Genomic DNA, 18,929 nt, shown 5'->3' with positions numbered 1-18,929 from the left:
TGGTGCTGCTTTCCCTTTCTTTGTGTTCTCAGGCCTTGCTGAATTTCTGCTTCAGAGCTTCAGCAACGGCTGGATCAACAAACTCCGATACATCGCCGCCCAGGGAGGCAATTTCCCGAATCAGGGTAGAGGAGATGTAGGACAGGTGGTTGGATGGCGTCAGGAACACGCTTTCAACTTCTGGTGCCAGTCGGCGGTTCATATCGGCAAGCTGAAATTCGTATTCGAAATCTGATACTGCCCGCAGGCCACGTAAGATAACGCTGGCGTTTTGTTCCCGTACGAATTCTGCCAGTAGGTTGCTGAAGCCGGTGACGGTGACGTTGGGGACGTGTGCAGTGGCTTTTCTGACCAGTTCGCAGCGCTCGTCTAGGTTGAGCAGAGGCTGTTTTTTGGGGTTGTAGGCGACGGCGACGACGATTTCATCAAACATGCGGCCGGCCCGTTCAATGAGGTCGGTGTGGCCGTTGGTGATGGGGTCAAAGGTGCCTGGGTAAATTACTTTTGGCATGCACAGCTCCTTGGTTTTTATGCTTGGTAGCATAGCAGCATTGGTTTTCAGGCTGTAGTCCTGTGCTTTTTGATCCGCACTGAAAGGAGAGAGGGAGCGTGCCCGCGCTCCCGGTTTAGGTGCTTGTCTCCCCGATCACAATCTAGTCTTATTTTCCCTTCACCCTTTCGCAGTCAGCTTCTGAGCCAATCTCACGCTGTTTCTTGCCGCCAGTGCGTAAACCGACAGCTGCGGGTTTGCGCCGATGCTGGTGGGGAAGATGGAGGCGTCGTGGACGCTCAGGTTGGCCACGTGGTGGTGTTCGCCGAAGCCGTTGACCACGGACTCTTCCGGATTGCTGCCCATGCCGCAGCCGCCCATTTGGTGCGCGGTGAAGATTCGGGCACGGTGGGGTCGCATCGGGAGGTCGTTGATGGCGGTTTTGGCTTCTTTCCAGCTGGTATACCAGGCCGAGTCCATATGAAGGGCCTGGACGGCTTCTGCACCCGCGGCGAATTGGATTTCGGCCATGTCCAGGTAGGACTGGCGGACGCCATCCCACAGGTAGTCGGTCATCGGGTAGTCGAGTACGGGGCTGCCATCGTCGCGCAGGCTGACGGTGCCGCCGGGGCTTTCGGGGTGAAAGCCGTCTCGGAGCAGGGCAATGACGGACTGAAGCCAAGGCAGTTGACCTAAGTTATCTCGCTGCTGTTGGCCGTGACCTGGTACAACGCCGGCAGCCATGCCGGGGTGTAACGGTGGGACTTCAAGTTTGTAGCCGATGGGGCCGTCGTTGCCGTTTTTGAAGTTGAATTCATCCGAGTAGATCGATTGCGGCGCGCCGTAGAAGGGGTCTACTTTCGCCGACATACGGGCGACGGTCGCGCTGACTGGGTGGATGAATGAGCGTTTGCCGACGCGGTTGTGGGGGTCTGGAAGGTCAGAGCGCAAAAGTAGTCCTGGCGAGCCGATGGCGCTGGCAGCGACCACAAAATGACTGGCTTTGAGGGTGACGGTAACGCCCGATGGGGTGACGCCGTCGGAGCTCATGGCTAACGCTTCCAGATGATCGATGCGGTCTTGCTTCATGACCAGACGCTCGGCACGTAAGCCGTGAAACATCTGGGCCTGATTGTCGAGCGCACCGGGGATGGTGGTCATCAGGGAGCCCAATTTGGCATTCGTGGGGCAACCTACGCCGCAGTAACCCGAATTCCAGCATCCGTTGACGTTGCGAGGGATGGTTTTCCAAGAGTAACCAAGGGTATCGCAGCCTTGGCGCAGGATGTCGTTGTTAAGGTTGGGTGGGGTTGCCCAAGGCGCCATGTTGTGGCGTTCTTCGCGACCCTGGAACCAGGGTGCCATCACGTCGGGGGCTAGGCCTTCCAGTCCGAACTTTTGGCTCCAGTAGCCGAGGGTCTGCTCAGGTGTTCGGAAACTACTGGTCCAGTTGATGGTGGTGGAACCACCCACACAGCGGCCCTGTAGAATCGAAATAGCGCCATCGGCAGTCGTGCGACTCATGCCTTCCTGGTACAGCGTGGCGTAGGCAGTTTGTTCGTCCATCTTGAAGTCTTTCTGGTAATACAGGCCACCTTCTTCGACCAGTATTACCGACAGGCCTTGCTTGGACAGAATTTCAGCGGTGGTGCCGCCGCCGGCGCCGGTGCCGATGATGACAACGTCGGCTTCGACGGTGCGGTTTTCAGTCAGTTTGCTGGCATCGACCACGTTCCAACCGGAAGCCAAGCCCCGGGCGATGGGATCATTCATGGACATAGTGTTCTCCGTTTCCGGGGGGCATCAGGCGTTTTTGAATTGAGGCAGGGCGTCAACCATCCAGGCGGGTGGTCCTGGGTAACCGGTGAGGTGCCACTGATTTTCGTGGCCATAGAAGGCTACGTTGGCGATTTTGCTCAATGCAATGTAGCCGTTGTTTAGTAGGCCGAGGCGGCTATTGCGCCAGCGGTTCAAGAAGGCATCGGCTTCTTTGGTGGTGACGGATGGCCAGTCGGACCAGACCCGAGCCAGAGTGATGCGAGTAGGGGCGAAGTTCAGTAGGTCGAAGAGCTTGCGAAGCTCCTTCTGGTTCGGAGCGCCGAACTGGACGATTCCCTGATCAACGCGCTCGATGGTGGCAGCAATCTCGAACTGACGCTTGTTGGGGTCTTCGGGCAAGGCTCCGGCAAACAGCGCTGGTAGCAAGGCTTCGAACAGAGCGATGTCGTCTTTGCTTAAAAACTGGAATTGGTAGCTCGCATTCATGCGGCTTTCAACGGCGCTGATTCGGCCAGCGGGAGCTGTTGCGCAACCAGACAGACCTGCGGTCAAGCTGACGGTGCCTAAAAACAGGGTGCCTCCTACGCCGGTTTTCAGGAAGCTGCGTCGGCTCAGTTGGGGACTGTTCTCGGCAGAGTGGGTTGTCTGCTCAGGCATGTGACACCTTTTCTGGTGGTCTATGAAGAATGGCACAGGACCTGAACCTGTTGTCAGGTGCCTGTGCTCATCGGGCCGTCTTAACGAATAAACAGTTTGTAGATCATCTTGTGGGCGGCCGTTCCGTGCGGTGCATAAACGAATTTGCCGCTGTTGAATTTCTGCTTGCTAAAGATTGACCTTTGATGGGAGAAGGTCATAAAACCTTCCTTGCCGTGGTAATGGCCCATGCCGGAATCTCCAACGCCACCGAAGGGTAAGTCGTCCTGTGCAACGTGCATCAGAGCATCATTGATGCACATGCCACCGGAGTGGGTTTGATCGATGATGTGTTCTTGTTGCGCTCTGTCATAGCCAAAGAAGTACAGGGCCAGTGGGCGAGGGCGTTCGTTGATGTAATGAATTGCATCGTCCAGGTCAGAGTAGGTGACGATGGGCAGGATTGGCCCAAAGATTTCATCCTGCATGACCTTCATATCTTCAGTAGCATTCAGAACCAAGGTCAGCGGAATCTTCCGGGTGCCGTCCTTCATATTCTCGTTGGCCGGGTTGATTGCGATGACCTCAGCGCCTTTTGTGCGAGCATCTTCGAGATAGCTCTGCAAGCGGTCGTACTGGCGTTCGTTAATAATGGCGGTGTAATCATCGTTGTCGCGCAGGCTCGGGTACATGGTTGAGGCCTGAGTGCGGAACTCGTCGACAAACGCTTGAACACGGTCTTCAGGGCACAATACGTAATCCGGGGCTACGCAGGTTTGCCCGGCGTTGATGGCTTTACCGAAAGCGATGCGTTGGGCCGCGTCGGAAAGGGGCACGTCCGGGGATACCACCGCAGGGGATTTGCCGCCGAGCTCCAAGGTTACCGGTGTCAGATTTTCGGCCGCAGCTCGCATCACCAATTTGCCCACCGAGGTGGAGCCTGTGAACAGCAGGTGGTCGAACGGACGCTGAGAAAAATCGGCTGCCACATCGGCTTCACCAGTAATCACCGCAACCAGGTCCTCGGGGAACATGCTCTCGATGATTTCTTTAAATAGCGACGACGTGTGAGGGGTAAATTCGGACATTTTGACCATCGCCCGGTTGCCAGCGGCCAGTGACGCAACCAGAGGGCCCACGGCAAGATACAAAGGGTAGTTCCAGGGAACGATAACACCCACAACACCCTTTGGCTGGTAATGTACTTTGTTACTAGCGGGCTGGAACAGCACCGAGACATGGCGCTTGGAGGGCTTCATCCAGCCATCAAGATTCTTTAGCGTGTAATTGATACCCTGAATGGACGGCATGACTTCAGCAATCAGCGATTCGTCCTTAGAGCGGCAGCTAAAGTCGCGATCAATAGCGTCCAGCAAGCGATCCTGATTGGCCAGCAAAGCGCGCTTGAGGCGTTTCAGGTTTTCTTTGCGCTCAGACGCTGAGGGCATCGGATTATTCCGGAATGCTTTTTTCTGAATGTCGAAAACCCGATGGGTGTGTTGAATCTGCGTGCTGCTTTCCGTCATCTGAACGACTGTGGCTACCATGTTGCAATCTCCCTGAGCTATCCAGTCAAGATGCTGGAAGCGGTTGTTGTTGGCGCTCGGTGTATGAAATTTGCGCTAACCGCTATTATTAGAGTATATACTCTATTCAGTCAAGAAATGCTGGGTGGCCTAACGGGCCATCATCAATGTGATAACAACAAACTGCGGCCTGAGCATGAAGACCAGAGACAAAATACTGTTGGCAAGCCTCGAGCTTTTTAATGAGCGGGGGGAGCGGAACACAACGACGAATCATATTGCTGCACATATGGCGATATCTCCGGGCAATTTGTACTACCACTTCCGGAACAAGTCGGACATCATTTACGAGATCTTTCAGGAATACGAAAAACTCGTTGATTACTACCTGGATATTCCGGACGACCGGCTTCTAACGCTGCAAGATATGACTTTTTATCTTGAGTCTGTGTTTGACGGTCTCTGGAGCTACCGGTTTTTCCATCGGGATCTTGAGTATCTGTTGGATAGTGATATCCGGCTTCGGTGCGATTACCGTGATTTTACCAACCGGTGCTTGTCAGCGATGAACCAGATTCTGGAGAAGCTTGCCGAGGCAGGCATTCTGCAGCCGCAACCGGACGAGTTACGCTCAGCCATGACCCTGAATGTCTGGTTGGTGATTACTAACTGGATGGCATTTTTGAAAACGGCTCATGCCAGTAATGGGGACGAGGCGTTGAGCTTGACGGCACTCAAACAAGGTATCTATCAGGTATTGACGCTTGAAATGCCCTATTTGATGCCAGAATATCGTGATGAAGTGATGAGGCTAAGAGAGAATTATCGCCCAGCTTTGCCAGAGCAACGCGCCCCGGTTGTCGCTTGATTTGAATAAAAATTGAACTTTTTCGAACGACATCTATCGAACTCATTACAGTAGAAAACCGGACTTTTCTGCTGCTCCTGAGTGAGTTCTCAGGTTTGCCCCGTCAGAGGGGCAAAGCACGTCGCAAACCCTGACGTTTTACCGGCCTACTCTATAGTAGGCCGGCTTTTTCTTCAGGCTAATCAGTCTTCGACTTCGTCAGGCGCTTCCAGCCAATTCGTCAGTGCCGCCCGGCATTCATCAAGCCCCAATTTTGACGTAGCAGAGAACATCACCAGATGTTCTATGTACTCGTATTTCTTCAGTTTATTCGCAATGCCCAGCATCGCCGTCTTGGCCTGTCCAAACTTCAATTTGTCAGCTTTGGTGGCAAGAATCATGAGTGGTAGCTTGTTGTGCTCGCACCATTCGATCATCATCTGGTCAAATTCGGTCAACGGATGACGAATGTCCATGACCAATACCAAGCCGCGCAGGCAGCGACGCTCGTTAAGGTAGTGCCCAAGATGCTTTTGCCAGTCATCTTTCATGTCTCGGGAGACTTTTGCGTAGCCATAGCCCGGCAAATCTACCAAGTGCATGTTTTCTTTGTTCAGGCTGAAAAAATTGATCAGCCGGGTGCGCCCAGGTGTTTTACTGGTACGTGCCAGTTTGCCGTTGACGGTGATGGCGTTGAGTGCGCTGGATTTACCGGCGTTAGAGCGGCCGGCGAAGGCAACCTCGGCACCGTAATCGGGCGGGCACTCGTCCAGTTTGGAAGCGCTGATTAAAAATCGGGCGCTGTTGAATGAGACGCTTTTTTGAGTCAGATCAGGGTCCACGACGGTTGCTGTTCCTTTGGATTTCAGTTATCGACGATTAATGTATAATGCTACACCAAATTCCGGCGGTACGCTGCGCGTTCCGCTGTCAGTCCCGGTTTTGAGCCTGATTCAACAGGGCCATCCGGCGAATAACCAGAATACTTTCAAGATTCTAAGATGAGAGAAGCGGAGCGGGCATGAAAAGACTGATCGCAGGAGTGGTTCTCGGAGTTAGCTTGTCAACCATGGCTCACGGGGCAGGAGATCCGGCAGCGGGTGAACAAAATGCAGCAGTGTGCGCTGCCTGCCATGGCCAGGGTGGCGGTAAGCCGATGATGGCGAGCTACCCGAAACTGACGGGATTGGGTGAGAAGTACCTGTACACACAGCTGGTAGATATCAAGTCGGGTGACCGTTCGATCCCAGAGATGACCGGCTTGCTGACCGCTATGACAGACCAAGACCTGAAAGATCTGGCAGCCTACTTCAACAAGCAGGAATTGGTGGTTAATCAGGCGAATGCTGACGATGAGCTGATCGCTCAGGGGCAAGCAATCTTCCGTGGTGGCAACATGGCCTCTGGCGTGCCGGCCTGCGCAGGTTGTCACAACCCAAGCGGCAAAGGTAACGAGCCTGCAGGTTATCCAGCACTGGGTGGTCAAAATGCCGAGTACCTTGCTAAGCAACTGAAGGCGTACCGCGATGGCACTCGTGCCACCACTGCAAATGCCGGCATCATGGGGGATGTGGCCTCCAAGTTGACCGATGCTGAAATTGAAGCGGTTGCCAACTACGTATCTGGACTGCACTGATCGCCATCAGTTCTGTTCAATAAGGAAACCCCGCCCCGGCGGGGTTTTTGTTTTTTTGCGGAGTAAGCCGCTTAAGCTTCTGTAATTATTTACCGTTACGCTCTGTGGAACTTTTGAGCGTGGCTGGGTCATAATCAAACGACTTAAATAGAACGACTAAACACCTTATAGCTCGGAGAGTTTCATGATCAGAACCCTAAGCCTGATAGTAACTATGGCTGCAACGCTGGCTTTCAGTGGCGCCGCCAGTGCCGATACATGGCAAAACGGAGTGCATTATCGCACTTTGACTACACCGGTAAGCACGGCTTCCGACAGCGGAGTCGAGGTGGCTGAAGTGTTCTGGTACGGCTGCCCGCACTGCTACAACTTCAAGCCGCTGTCAGAAGCGTGGGAAGAAAAGGCACCGGAATACGTGAATTATGTTCGACTACCGGCTGTGCTGGGTGAGAGCTGGGCACCACACGCTTTTGCGTTCTATGCGCTGGAATCCATGGGTGAGCTGGATAAAGTACACGATGCTTTGTTTGAAGCCCTGGCAAGTGAACGTCGGCCGCTGAACTCGGCAGAAGCGCTGGGGGATTTTGTGGCGGATTACGACGTTGATGCTGAAGCTTTTGTTGATGCCTACAACAGCTTTGCCGTTCGCTCACGCGTGCGTCAGGCGCAAAGCAAAATTATGGGTGCGCAAGTTACCGGGACTCCGACTATGCTGGTTAACGGGAAGTACGTGGTCAATGCAACTATGGCCCGTGGGCATGAAAACGTGCTGAAGGTTGTTGATTACCTGGTCAGCAAAGAGCACGGAGTGTCGGAATAAAGGAGAAGTCTGATGCGTGCGGCTTTCAGGGTTTCTGTTCAGCTTACGGGCGATTATGTATAAGCGGATTCGTAGCCAGATCAACGGCATATTGAAATCACAGGAAGCCGCCCCGCGTGGTGCGTGTTCGGGAAGCGAGCACGTGCCAGACTTCGAGCCTCATCGCCATATCCGGCTGCTGACCTTTAATATACAGGTTGGTATCAACACTTCTTCGTATCGCCATTATGTGACTCGTAGCTGGCAGCATTTCCTTCCGAATCGACACCGTTTTGAAAACCTTGATCGTATTGCAACGCTGTTGAAGCAGTACGATGTTGTTGCTTTACAGGAATGCGACGGCGGCAGTTTGCGCAGTGGCTATGTGAACCAGGTCCAATATTTGGCTGAGGCTGCAGGCATCCCATATTGGTACCAGCAGCTGAATCGCAATCTTGGGCAGCTCGCCCAGCATAGCAACGGCTTCCTTAGTCGCTACCGGCCATTAGATGTGACGGAACACAAGTTGCCGGGGTTGATCCCTGGACGGGGTGCCATCGTCGCGCGTTATGGCTTGGAAGAAGACCCATTGGTGCTGGTTCAGATGCATCTGTCGTTGAGCAAGTCTGCGCAACAGCGTCAACTTGGCTTCGTTCGTGATCTGATCAGTCAATATCAGCATGTGGTGTTGATGGGCGATATGAACGCCCACGCCGAGCAGTTGCTCACACAAACGCCTCTCAGTGAAACCGATCTGGTGCCACTGCCTGCTACTGCCCACAGCTTCCCCAGCTGGCGCCCCGAAAAGGCGCTGGATCATATTCTGGTCAGCCCGTCATTGGAAATCCGTCAATCTGGCGTGGTGAGTTACCCGGTCTCCGATCACCTGCCGATCTCACTCGATATTGCCTTGCCCAAGGGCTACCTGGAAACCTTCTAGCCTCCCATTCTGTGTCTTCTTAGGCTACCTATTTTGGTAAAAATCTTGTAACTTCGAGCTGAAGCCTTATGCTTAGAAGTCTATGGATTGTAATGGGTCTGGGTGGTCGCAGAAAATGTATAGCGTCGACCATACATCCTCGGGTTGTTTCGATAGTCTAAGTTATCTTGTTGTTCATATTGGCTATTGCAGCGTCCAGCCTAAGCGCCCAGATATTTTATTACCGACGGGAGTGAGTTATGAGAAAACTTTCCTATTCAGCATTACTTTGTGCCCTAACGATACCTTCGCTAGCGAGCGCCGACTGTGGCGAGGTATCGATAACGGAAATGAACTGGGCCTCTAACACGGTGGTTACCAGCGTTGCCAAGTTCATCATGGAGCAGGGCTACGGTTGTGATGTCGCCGTCGTGCCCTCAGACACCGTGCCGGCAGTGACTTCCGTTGCCGAAAATGGCGAGCCGGATATCGTTACCGAACTTTGGAAGAACTCTGCCGGCGAAGCGTACGAACGTTTGGAGGCGGCGGGGAAAATTAAGCCGCTGACGAAAGTGCTGCGGCCCGGTGGGATTGAGGGTTGGTGGATCCCGACCTATCTAGCTGAAAAGCATCCTGAGCTGACCACTATTGAGGGGATCATGGATAACCCGGAATTGGTGGGTGGCCGCTTCAACAACTGCCCTGACGGGTGGGGCTGCCGTGTGGCTAACGATAATCTGGTGCGAGCGCTTGACCTGGAGTCGGCGGGTATCGATGTGTTCAACCATGGTTCGGGTGAGACGTTGGCATCGTCTATGGCATCAGCCGTGCAGAAACAGGAACCTTGGTTTGGTTATTATTGGGGGCCGACGGTCCCTCTCGGTAAGTTCGACATGACTCGAGTTAAGCTGGGAGACTATAAGCCAGAAGTGCATGCGAAGAACCAATCGCCCGATGCCGAGAACCCTACGGTGTCGGAATTTCCAGCGGCGACGGTGCTGACCACGGTAACACCGGACTTTGAAGATCGTGAGCCAGAAGTTGCAGAGATGCTGGCTCAGCTGAGTTTTGAAACCGAAACCATGAGCTCGTTGCTTGCCTGGATGGATGCCAACAATGCCACGGCCGAGGAAGCCGCGGTCTACTACCTGACCAATTATGGTGAAGAGTGGTCTTCATGGCTGAACGACGATGCCCGAAAGCGTCTAAGCCGCGTGCTAGGAAACTAATACGCCTGCCTTAAGCCCGGCACGCCGCCGTCAGGTGGGCCGGGTATGCTCTGAATTTCCAATTCTGATCGACGGTTTTACAAAATAGGCATACCCGATGGCAACATACGACTGGTTATTCTCAACCTTGGGTCTGAAGGAGTGGTGTGGCCAACAGAAAGATTCTGGTCCCCTATCCATGGCTGATTTGTTGGCCAAGAGCAAAGGGCAGGATGCCGAACCCCAGTCTCTTTGGGACCTACCGTTCCCCTCAATGGATGTGCTGAATGAATCTTGCGAAGCGTTTCCGCAATCGCGGGATCTCACCAAGGGGCTTGAACAGGGCTTTTTGGACATCAAAGACAGTCTCAGTCTGGTTCTGGACCCGCTTACACAGCCTTTGAGCTGGTTTCTCGATGGTTCGCTTTACATCATGCTCAGCACGCCGTGGTGGATTGTCATTCCGGTGATGTTGGCTGTGGTGTTTTTGGTGAGCAAGTCTTGGAAGCTGGTGGCGTTTGTTGCGTTCTCCATCGGCCTGTTAGCGTTCATTGATTACTACGAATACGCGATGCAGACCCTCGCCATTATCTTTGTCTGCGCCTTCCTGTGTGTGTTGATTGGGGTTCCTATCGGCATCGCTATGGCGCGGAACGATTGGTTGCAACGGGGCACTATCCCGGTTTTGGATATGCTGCAGACCTTGCCGCCGTTCGTGTACCTGATCCCGCTGATTTTCCTGTTCAGCGTCACAGAGTCCAAGTTGTACGGCATTGCCATTATCCTCTACGCCATCGTGCCGGTGGTGCGGCTGACCGATCTGGGTATTCGGTTGGTGGACAAAGAGGTGATTGAAGCGGCCGATGCATTCGGCATGACACCCCGGCAAAAGCTGTTCAAAGTGCAGATCCCCTTGGCTTTACCCAACATTATGGCCGGTGTGAACCAGACCATAATGATGAGCTTGGCGATGGTGGTCATTGCGTCTCTGGTGTCTGCGCCGGGTTTGGGGGTGTTGGTATTGCGGGGTATACGAAATCTGGAATTAGGCGTTGGTTTGGTTTCTGGTCTGGGCATTGTTTTGCTGGCCGTCATTCTTGATCGTGTCACCAAGGCCTCTTTGGCCCGGGTCAATTCCGCACAGAAACAGTGAGGCAGTATCGTGACAAAGAATGTCAAAATCGCGATTCGCAACTTGTACAAAATTTTTGGGCCAGAGCCGGAAGTCGCGCTTGAATATGTGAAGCAAGGGGCAAGCAAAGCTGGGCTGCAAGACGAACACGGGCACGTGCTTGGTCTGAAAGACATCAACGTGGATGTGCATGAAGGCGAAGTCACCGTCATTATGGGATTGTCGGGTTCGGGAAAATCGACTTTAATTCGCCATCTTAATCGCCTGATTGAGCCGACCGCAGGCGAAATCCTGTTCGATGGCGAAGACGTTCTAGCGTTGGGCGAGGACGGTTTGCGTGCGCTGCGGCGCCAGAAAATGTCCATGGTGTTTCAAAAGTTCGCCTTGTTGCCCCACAAAACCGTGTTGGAAAATGCCGGTTTGTCTTGGGAGATTTCAGGGCAGGGGCGCGATGCCTATGAAGAAGAGGCTCGCAAGTGGTTGGCCCGTGTCGGTTTGGAAGGCAGCGAGGAACAATATCCCCATCAGTTGTCTGGTGGTATGCAGCAGCGGGTCGGAATTGCTCGTGCATTGGTGTCTAATTCTCCGGTCATGCTGATGGACGAAGCCTTCTCGGCTTTGGATCCGCTGATTCGGTCAGACATGCAGGATCTGTTGCTGGAGTTGCAGGCTGAATTGCACAAAACCATTGTATTCATCACTCACGACCTGGATGAAGCGTTGAAGCTGGCAGACCATCTGGTCATTCTCAAAGATGGCGAAGTGGTACAGCAGGGTGACCCCCAAGGCATATTGCTGCAGCCCAATGATCCGTACATAGTCGACTTCATCAGTGATATCAATCGTGCCCGGGTGTTGAGGGTGCGTTCGGTCATGGGGCCGGTTAACGATGCAGAGTCCTTTTCTGGTGATTTGTTGGAAACGGATAACCTGGAGTCGGTGCTGGCTAAATCGGGTGGTGACGTGAGTCAGGTGTTTCGGGTTATGCGTGACGGTCAGCCGGTTGGCTGTCTTTCGATGACAGAGCTGACTAAGGCACTAGTGCCGACGGAAGGAAGCGGCGCCCGCGTGTCATAGGTGTTTCTTGTTGTTCAGACAATAAAAAACCCGGCTGAAGAGCCGGGTTTTTCGTGGAGGCAGGACCAATTACTTGATCTTGGCTTCCTTGTACGCAACGTGCTTACGGACAACCGGATCGTACTTTTTGATCTCGATTTTTTCCGGAGTGTTACGCTTGTTCTTCATGGTCGTGTAGAAGTGACCGGTGTTTGCTGACGATACCAGCTTAATTTTTTCGCGCATGATGCAGCTCCTTAAAATTTCTCGCCGCGGGCACGAAGATCGGCCAGTACAGCGTCAATACCTTTTTTATCGATGATGCGCATGCCCTTAGTGGATACGCGCAGCTTCACGAAACGCTTCTCGGACTCAACCCAGAAACGGTGGTTCTGCAAATTCGGCAGAAAACGACGACGAGTGTGATTCATCGCGTGGGATACGTTGTTACCGGTAACCGGACGCTTACCGGTAACCTGACAAACTCTGGACATACATGCCTCCGACCTGAGCACTGGTCTATCAATGCGAATTCGTTATTTAACGCGTCTCTGGATGCTCCGGAGCTAACTTTGCTACCGGTTTGCGCCTGTAAACTGGGCGCAACACGCCAGATACCGCCAGAAAGGGACGCTTTTATACCAGAACCGGGTGCCCAACGCAAAAAATTGTTGGGATTTTGGCCAGTTTTTCGGTGGCGACTTCATGGCGGTTACATCAACCCTCTTTCAGCGAGGGATATTACCTCACCGTGACCGATAACCATATGGTCAAGAACCCTGATATCGACCAACCCCAGAGCTTCTTTCAGGCGACGCGTTAGAGAGATGTCTGCCTGACTCGGTTCTGCTACTCCGGACGGGTGATTATGCGCGAAAATCACCGCCGCTGCATTATCTTCCAAGGCCTGACGGACAACTTCCCGCGGGTATACGGCGGCGCCGTCGATGGTGCCGCGGAATAATTCCCGGTACTGAATAACGCGATGGCGGTTATCGAGAAATAAACCGGCAAAAACTTCGTGGGGGTAAGTGGCCAGTCGGCTGGTCAGAAAACGCCGGGTATCGGCGGGAGAACGCAGCGGATCGCCTTGTCGCAGCGGTTCATCCATCACCCGTCTCGCCATTTCCATGGCGGCCTGCACCTGCGCGTATTTTGCGGTGCCCAGACCTTTTACTTGGCAAAACTGGCGACGAGAGGCGGTCATCAGGCCTCGCAGGCTCGAGAATTCTTCGATCAGGTGGCGTGCCATCGCCATTACCGGCATGCCGGCGGTGCCGGTTCGCAGAAAGATGGCCAGGAGTTCGGCATCCGACAAAGATTCGGCACCGTGGGCAAGCAGGCGCTCTCGTGGCCGCTCGTCGCTGGGCCAGCTGGATTCGTTCATATTGCTTCCTTGCAAGTGTCGTGTAGCCGTGCGTCCTGCACGGAGTTCTCAAAGTTACAAAGGGTACTCGAAAAGGTAACATTTGGTAAACGTAACAATCGTGCGTGCAGGCTGCGCTGTCTGGGCTCGCATGCTATCTTACAAGTCTTTCATTTTACGGGATTACGGAGCCCTCATGGCCGTCAGACGAATACTGCTGGGAATCACCGGTGGCATCGCCGCCTACAAAAGTGCCGAACTGGTTCGGCAGCTGAAAAAAGCCGGGTTGGACGTTCGTGTGATCATGACTCAGGGGGCCGAAGCCTTTGTTACCCCGCTGACGTTTCAGGCGTTAAGCGGCGAGCCGGTGCGCACGTCATTATTGGACCCGGAAGCAGAAGCCGGTATGGGCCATATTGAATTGGCAAAATGGGCTGATCAGGTGGTGATCGCGCCAGCTTCTGCCGACTTCCTGGCGCGGCTGGCTCAGGGCATGGCCGATGATCTGCTCACCACCGTATGCTGTGCGACCGAAGCGCCCATTGCGGTGGCACCAGCCATGAATCAGGCCATGTGGAAAAATCACCGTACCCAGCGCAACCTCCGGTTATTGTCAGAAGACCCGCAAATGACGATATGGGGCCCGGATCAGGGCGAACAAGCGTGCGGAGACACTGGCCCCGGAAGAATGTTGGAACCTTCTGCGCTTGCCACGCTGATTCTGACCGAGCAGGTGCCGCCGCCAGCCGGACCGCTCGCCGGTAAGCGATTCGTGATTACCGCCGGCCCCACGCGGGAGCCGATCGATCCGGTACGGTACATTTCCAATCACAGCTCCGGCAAAATGGGCTACGCCATTGCTCGGGCTGCGGTGGCCGCGGGTGCGGAGGTTACCTTGGTCAGTGGTCCCGTAAATTTGGCGGCCCCTGATGGCTTGAAAGTGCGTTCCGTGGTCACCGCTGAAGATATGCTTCAGGCATCGCAGCAGGCCGTCAGCGAAGGCTGCGATGTGTTTATCGCTACCGCTGCCGTCGCTGACTACCGGCCGGAGTCCTGTGCGGGGGATAAGATCAAGAAAACCAACGATGAGATGAGTCTTTCCCTGGTACGTAACCCGGACACTCTGGCCACCATCGCTGCCAGACCTGATGCACCATTTACCGTAGGGTTTGCCGCCGAAACCACCGATGTTGCCCGTTACGCGATGGATAAAATGCAGCGCAAGAAGCTTCAGATGATCGTTGCCAATGATGTATCAGCCCCCGGATTGGGCTTTAACAGTGATCAGAATGCGGTCACCGTTTTTTGGTCAGACGGCCAGGAATCTATGGGGCCCGACAGTAAACAGACCATTGCCACCCGTTTGGTGGCGCTAATCGAAGAACACAGCAAGAAGGCCGATAAGTAATGACGCGAAAAAAATTGCAGGTAAGAATTCTGGATGATCGCATTGGTTCAGATATTCCGTTTCCTGAGTACGCAACCGAAGGGTCTGCCGGTCTGGACCTGCGTGCCTGCCTGAAAGAGCCTCTTACCGTCGCCCCCGGTGAAACTTATTTGATTCCAACGGGGTTGTCGGTACACATAGCCGACCCCGCTCTGGCTGCCATGATCCTGCCGCGCAGTGGTTTGGGTCATAAGCACGGCATTGTGTTAGGCAATCTGGTGGGGCTAATCGACTCGGATTATCAGGGCGAGCTGATGGTGTCCTGCTGGAACCGTGGCCAGACGGAATTCACCATCGAGATTGGCGAGCGCCTTGCCCAGATGGTGTTGGTGCCGGTGGTACAGGCGGATTTTGAAGTGGTGTCCGAGTTTGACGCAAGCAACCGCGGCGAAGGTGGCTTTGGGTCCACAGGAAGCCACTGAATCGGAGTCGCCTGATGGCGGCGCGCTGTAAGTCTGACGACTATACTGCGAAGGTAAGTGACTGTCCGGAACAAGAAAATAACGATGGGAAGCGCTATGAAATTCGGTAAGAAAAAGGCCAGCGACGATACCGCAAAAGAGCAGCCGGTAACGGACGTACCGAGAGCCAAAGTAAAACGCAGCCGAGCCGGCAACGGTTTGAAAAAACTCAGTTCGGTAGCCGTTTCTCAGGCCTTGGTGGTGGTTTTTGCCGGTGTGATCTCTACGGCCTTACTGCATTTCCTAGTGTCGGAGCCTGTTGCGACGAAAGATTTTGAGCGCGCTGTCAACGTTGAGATAACTAGTGCGCAACATCGGCTGAATCACTATCTGAACGCTTTGCAGGGGCAGATTCAGGCCGTGGCAAATCAACAGTATGTAATTGACAGAGTATCTGACGAGTCTGATCTAAGACCCTTGTCACGCCAGCTGGCGTCGGCGGTGAGCGGCGCTGCCGCGGTGTTCGTGTTTCCGCGACGGGGCATCCCCAGAACCGGGAACAGCGAGAATCTGCTTGGCTTCGCGGGATTGGAGTTGGCGCAGCGGGCGGAGAATGGCCAGCCGATGTTGCCTGACGCGTTTCCTCGGAATAACCAGTGGTATCTGCAATTCGCGGCCCCGATCAGGAGCTCGGTCAGCAAGGCGGTGATAGGCACGGTTTTGGTGGTGTTCAAGGCCGACCATTTGGCTCCCCTGTTGCAAGTGGGCAACAAAACACTCGGCGGCCGCCTGGCATTGACGCAAACAGCAGCTGGCAGCAAGCGTCCAGTCATCAGCGTAGGCAGCGGTAGCGGGGCGGAAGTGTCACGTAGCCTGATGAATCCTGACTGGGATGTGCTGTACCAGCCCGGTAAAACTCCGGCACCTCCTGTCAATACCATGTTGTTAGCGCTGTTGGTCCTTATCCCTGTTCTTGTGGCAGCGGCAGTCGTGTGGTTATTGCTGGGTAAAGCGCAGCGAAGTGTACGCGAAGATGTCAGCGCCATGACTCAGTGGGCTTACAAAGTATTCAGTGGCGAACGCCACAAGCTCCCAAGCACGCAGTGGGATATGGTCGCGTCGACCGGAGAAGTGCTATCCCGGGTGTCCCAAGTGGTAGAAAAACGGGTGTCACAGGCCAAAGGTACCGCTGCTCCGAAAGGGGCTTCTGCGCCCGCATCGCCGCAGGGTGAGAAAGACGAGGCCTTGTTCGACAGCGACAGTTCCCTGGGCATGGATATGCTCGATGGTGACGATGATGTGTTGGGGCTTGGTAGTTCCGATGCGCCCTTGTTTGATGAGGACATCCCGGACGTGCTTGAAAGCACAGTGCCGGATATTCAGGTCGAAGCTGAGATCTTCCGGGCGTACGATATCCGCGGTATTGTAGGCGAAAATCTTTCAGCGGACGTTGTGGAGATTATTGGCCAGGCGATCGGATCAGAGGCAACCGAGCGGGGTGTTGCCTCTCTGTGTATAGGTTACGACGGCCGCCATTCCAGTCCCGAACTGGCAGACGCCTTGGCGCGAGGAGTCATGTCGGCTGGCTGTAACGTGATTCGCGTGGGCGCTGTGCCCACCCCGGTCCTGTACTTTGCCACGCATCATCTGGACACAGGGTCGGGTGTCATGGTGACAGGGAGCCATAACCCAGCCAACTACAACGGTCTGAAAATAATGCTGGGCGGTGAAACCCTTTCCGGTGATGCCATCCAGAAACTTTATCAGCGTATTCAGACTGGTGATTTCACCTCCGGGCAGGGCGAACAGACCGGAGACGACGTTCGTAGGGCTTACCTTGATCGCATCGTAGGTGATATTGCGGTGGCTGCGCCTCTTAAAGTCGTGGTGGATGCCGGCAACGGTATCGCTGGTGAGCTGGCACCTATTCTGGTTGAAGAGCTAGGGTGCGAAGTGGTGCCTTTGTTCTGCGACATTGATGGTGATTTCCCGAACCACCACCCAGACCCCGGCAAGCCTGATAACCTTCAGCACTTGATAGCCAAGGTGCAGGAAGTCGGCGCCGACATTGGGATTGCCTTCGATGGCGATGGCGATCGCCTGGGCGTGGTCACCAACAAAGGCAAAATTATCTGGCCAGACCGGCTAATGATGTTATTTGCCCGAGACGTAGTATCCCGTAACCCCGGGGCCGACGTGCTGTACGACGTGAAGTGCAGCCGCCGCTTGGCAGGGGTGATTTCCGAAGCCGGTGGCCGCCCAGTTATGTGGAAAAGTGGCCATTCCCTGATGAAAGCCAAGATGAAGGAAACCGGAGCGTTGCTGGCGGGTGAACTCAGCGGCCACGTGTTCTTTGGCGAGCGTTGGTATGGCTTCGACGACGGTTTGTATTCGGCAGCCCGGCTGCTGGAGATTCTAGGCATCGAAGACCGGCACAGTGACGAAGTATTTGACGATTTCCCTGAAGACATCAGCACCCCGGAACTGAATGTCGAAGTGACGGAAAGCGATAAATTCGCGATCATTGAACGTTTTGGCGAACTGGGCGAGTTCCGTGAGGGCAACGTCAGCAGTATCGATGGTATTCGCGTAGATTACCCTGACGGTTGGGGCCTATGCCGGGCCTCCAATACCACGCCTGTTCTGGTACTGCGTTTCGAAGCAGAAACCGAAGAAGCACTTGAGCGAATCAAGACCGTGTTCCGGGAACAACTACAGAAAGCTGCGCCGGATCTGGTCGCAAATTTCTGATTTTAACCATTCTCTGACAGTAAGGATCAACACATCATCATGGCGCTGAATCGTGAAACAGCCATGCAGGTCGCCTCGGTACTGAGCCAAGGCCTGCCTTATATCCAACGGTTTACCGGTAAAACCGTCGTCATTAAGTACGGCGGTAACGCCATGGAAAATGAGGAGCTGAAAAGCAGCTTTGCCCGTGACGTGGTGTTGATGAAATTGGTCGGAATTAACCCGATTGTTGTTCATGGCGGTGGGCCTCAAATTGGCGGATTACTCAAGCGCTTGAACATCCAGTCCCGATTCGTGAATGGCATGCGAGTGACCGATTCTGAAACCATGGATGTGGTGGAAATGGTGTTGGGTGGGCAGGTCAATAAAGAGATTGTGTCCCTGATCAACGCCCAGGGAGGCACGGCTATCGGTTTGACTGGTAAAGATGCAAATCTGATTCGCGCCCGTAAGCTGGAAGTGGTTGATCGTTCACCAGAGCTCGAACGCCCCGAGATCATCGATATCGGCCACGTGGGCGAAGTCGCCAGCGTGAACGTTAATGTCATCGACATGCTGACACGAAGCGATGTTATTCCGGTGATTGCACCCATCGGTGTGGGGCCAGACGGTGCCTCATACAACATTAACGCCGACTTGGTGGCTGGTAAGGTTGCTGAAGCCATGAAGGCCGAAAAGCTGATGCTGTTGACCAACGTGGCCGGCCTGAAGAGCAAGGAAGACAAAGTGCTCACTGGCCTCACCGCCCAGCAGGTTAATGAGCTGATCGAAGACGGCACCATCCATGGCGGTATGCTGCCGAAAATCCGTTGTGCGTTGAGTGCTGTGGAAAATGGCGTGCGCACATCGCACATCATTGATGGCCGAGTCGCTAATGCCTGCTTACTGGAAATCTTCACCGACGAGGGTGTTGGTACTCTGATTTCCCGTAACTGA

Annotated in this window: 19 protein-coding genes; 11 read left to right on the top strand and 8 right to left on the bottom strand. The window is 54.3% G+C overall.

Translation table 11 applies throughout. From position 1 onward, the window contains the following. Positions 1–28: 28 nt before the first annotated feature. The 4 genes from coaD to K5L82_RS12835 all read right to left on the bottom strand — a co-directional run bounded on the left by coaD (position 29) and on the right by K5L82_RS12835 (position 4,452). Positions 29–511, bottom strand: coding sequence for a pantetheine-phosphate adenylyltransferase (gene coaD / locus K5L82_RS12850; protein WP_223134413.1), 483 nt, complete (start codon positions 509–511; stop codon positions 29–31). A 159-nt stretch (positions 512–670) separates the two neighbouring features. Then, positions 671–2,269, bottom strand: coding sequence for a GMC family oxidoreductase (locus K5L82_RS12845; RefSeq protein WP_223134412.1), 1,599 nt, complete (start codon positions 2,267–2,269; stop codon positions 671–673). A gap of 24 nt (positions 2,270–2,293) precedes the next feature. Further along, positions 2,294–2,926: a hypothetical protein gene (locus tag K5L82_RS12840; protein ID WP_223134411.1), complete on the bottom strand. Its 633-nt coding sequence runs from the start codon at positions 2,924–2,926 to the stop codon at positions 2,294–2,296. 80 nt (positions 2,927–3,006) lie between these two features. Next, the gene (locus K5L82_RS12835) at positions 3,007–4,452 is read right to left on the bottom strand and encodes a coniferyl aldehyde dehydrogenase (RefSeq protein ID WP_223134410.1); all 1,446 of its coding nucleotides are present in this window, start codon (positions 4,450–4,452) and stop codon (positions 3,007–3,009) included. A 175-nt stretch (positions 4,453–4,627) separates the two neighbouring features. Between K5L82_RS12835 and K5L82_RS12830 the strand changes: the two genes are divergently transcribed. Beyond that, the gene (locus tag K5L82_RS12830) at positions 4,628–5,299 is read left to right on the top strand and encodes a TetR/AcrR family transcriptional regulator (protein WP_133007218.1); all 672 of its coding nucleotides are present in this window, start codon (positions 4,628–4,630) and stop codon (positions 5,297–5,299) included. Between the two features lie 182 nt (positions 5,300–5,481). Here the strand turns inward: K5L82_RS12830 and yihA are convergent, their stop codons facing one another. Further along, on the bottom strand, positions 5,482–6,120 hold the full coding sequence (gene yihA, locus K5L82_RS12825) for a ribosome biogenesis GTP-binding protein YihA/YsxC (RefSeq protein WP_223134409.1): 639 nt from the start codon (positions 6,118–6,120) through the stop codon (positions 5,482–5,484). A gap of 179 nt (positions 6,121–6,299) precedes the next feature. Here yihA and K5L82_RS12820 point away from each other — a divergent pair, with 179 nt between their 5' ends. The 6 genes from K5L82_RS12820 (at position 6,300) to K5L82_RS12795 (ending at position 12,049) form a co-directional block, all read left to right on the top strand. After that, positions 6,300–6,914: a c-type cytochrome gene (locus tag K5L82_RS12820; protein WP_223134408.1), complete on the top strand. Its 615-nt coding sequence runs from the start codon at positions 6,300–6,302 to the stop codon at positions 6,912–6,914. A gap of 184 nt (positions 6,915–7,098) precedes the next feature. Next, positions 7,099–7,734 (top strand): thiol:disulfide interchange protein DsbA/DsbL, encoded by a 636-nt coding sequence (locus K5L82_RS12815; RefSeq protein ID WP_133007221.1) that lies wholly within the window; start codon positions 7,099–7,101, stop codon positions 7,732–7,734. A gap of 55 nt (positions 7,735–7,789) precedes the next feature. Further along, positions 7,790–8,653, top strand: a complete 864-nt coding sequence (locus tag K5L82_RS12810; protein WP_223134929.1) for an endonuclease/exonuclease/phosphatase family protein — start codon at positions 7,790–7,792, stop codon at positions 8,651–8,653. A gap of 239 nt (positions 8,654–8,892) precedes the next feature. Then, positions 8,893–9,861, top strand: coding sequence for an ABC transporter substrate-binding protein (locus K5L82_RS12805; RefSeq protein ID WP_133007223.1), 969 nt, complete (start codon positions 8,893–8,895; stop codon positions 9,859–9,861). 97 nt (positions 9,862–9,958) lie between these two features. Beyond that, positions 9,959–10,993 (top strand): ABC transporter permease, encoded by a 1,035-nt coding sequence (locus tag K5L82_RS12800; protein ID WP_223134407.1) that lies wholly within the window; start codon positions 9,959–9,961, stop codon positions 10,991–10,993. 9 nt (positions 10,994–11,002) lie between these two features. Then, positions 11,003–12,049 carry a glycine betaine/L-proline ABC transporter ATP-binding protein gene (locus K5L82_RS12795; protein ID WP_223134406.1) on the top strand — a complete coding sequence of 349 codons (1,047 nt, stop codon included), beginning with the start codon at positions 11,003–11,005 and terminating at the stop codon, positions 12,047–12,049. A gap of 69 nt (positions 12,050–12,118) precedes the next feature. Here the strand turns inward: K5L82_RS12795 and rpmG are convergent, their stop codons facing one another. The 3 genes from rpmG to radC form a co-directional block, all read right to left on the bottom strand. Then, entirely contained in the window at positions 12,119–12,274 is a 156-nt protein-coding gene (gene rpmG / locus K5L82_RS12790) for a 50S ribosomal protein L33 (protein WP_114335424.1), read from the bottom strand. 11 nt (positions 12,275–12,285) lie between these two features. Beyond that, positions 12,286–12,522, bottom strand: coding sequence for a 50S ribosomal protein L28 (gene rpmB / locus K5L82_RS12785; protein WP_114335425.1), 237 nt, complete (start codon positions 12,520–12,522; stop codon positions 12,286–12,288). A 218-nt stretch (positions 12,523–12,740) separates the two neighbouring features. Continuing rightward, positions 12,741–13,415 carry a RadC family protein gene (radC, locus tag K5L82_RS12780; protein WP_223134405.1) on the bottom strand — a complete coding sequence of 225 codons (675 nt, stop codon included), beginning with the start codon at positions 13,413–13,415 and terminating at the stop codon, positions 12,741–12,743. A 175-nt stretch (positions 13,416–13,590) separates the two neighbouring features. Here radC and coaBC point away from each other — a divergent pair, with 175 nt between their 5' ends. From coaBC to argB, 4 genes are all read left to right on the top strand, one after another. Further along, positions 13,591–14,802, top strand: a complete 1,212-nt coding sequence (gene coaBC / locus K5L82_RS12775) for a bifunctional phosphopantothenoylcysteine decarboxylase/phosphopantothenate--cysteine ligase CoaBC (RefSeq protein ID WP_223134404.1) — start codon at positions 13,591–13,593, stop codon at positions 14,800–14,802. Beyond that, positions 14,802–15,263 carry a dUTP diphosphatase gene (gene dut, locus K5L82_RS12770; RefSeq protein ID WP_133007228.1) on the top strand — a complete coding sequence of 154 codons (462 nt, stop codon included), beginning with the start codon at positions 14,802–14,804 and terminating at the stop codon, positions 15,261–15,263. The genes coaBC and dut overlap by 1 nt, the downstream gene beginning before the upstream one ends. Before the next feature lie 96 nt (positions 15,264–15,359). After that, positions 15,360–17,993, top strand: coding sequence for a phosphomannomutase/phosphoglucomutase (locus tag K5L82_RS16755; RefSeq protein WP_223134403.1), 2,634 nt, complete (start codon positions 15,360–15,362; stop codon positions 17,991–17,993). A gap of 39 nt (positions 17,994–18,032) precedes the next feature. Beyond that, positions 18,033–18,929, top strand: a complete 897-nt coding sequence (gene argB, locus K5L82_RS12760) for an acetylglutamate kinase (protein WP_133007230.1) — start codon at positions 18,033–18,035, stop codon at positions 18,927–18,929.

It is taken from the genome of Marinobacter sp. AL4B (assembly GCF_019916045.1).
Taxonomy (GTDB): domain Bacteria; phylum Pseudomonadota; class Gammaproteobacteria; order Pseudomonadales; family Oleiphilaceae; genus Marinobacter.
This window is presented reverse-complemented; position numbering and strand designations above follow the sequence as displayed.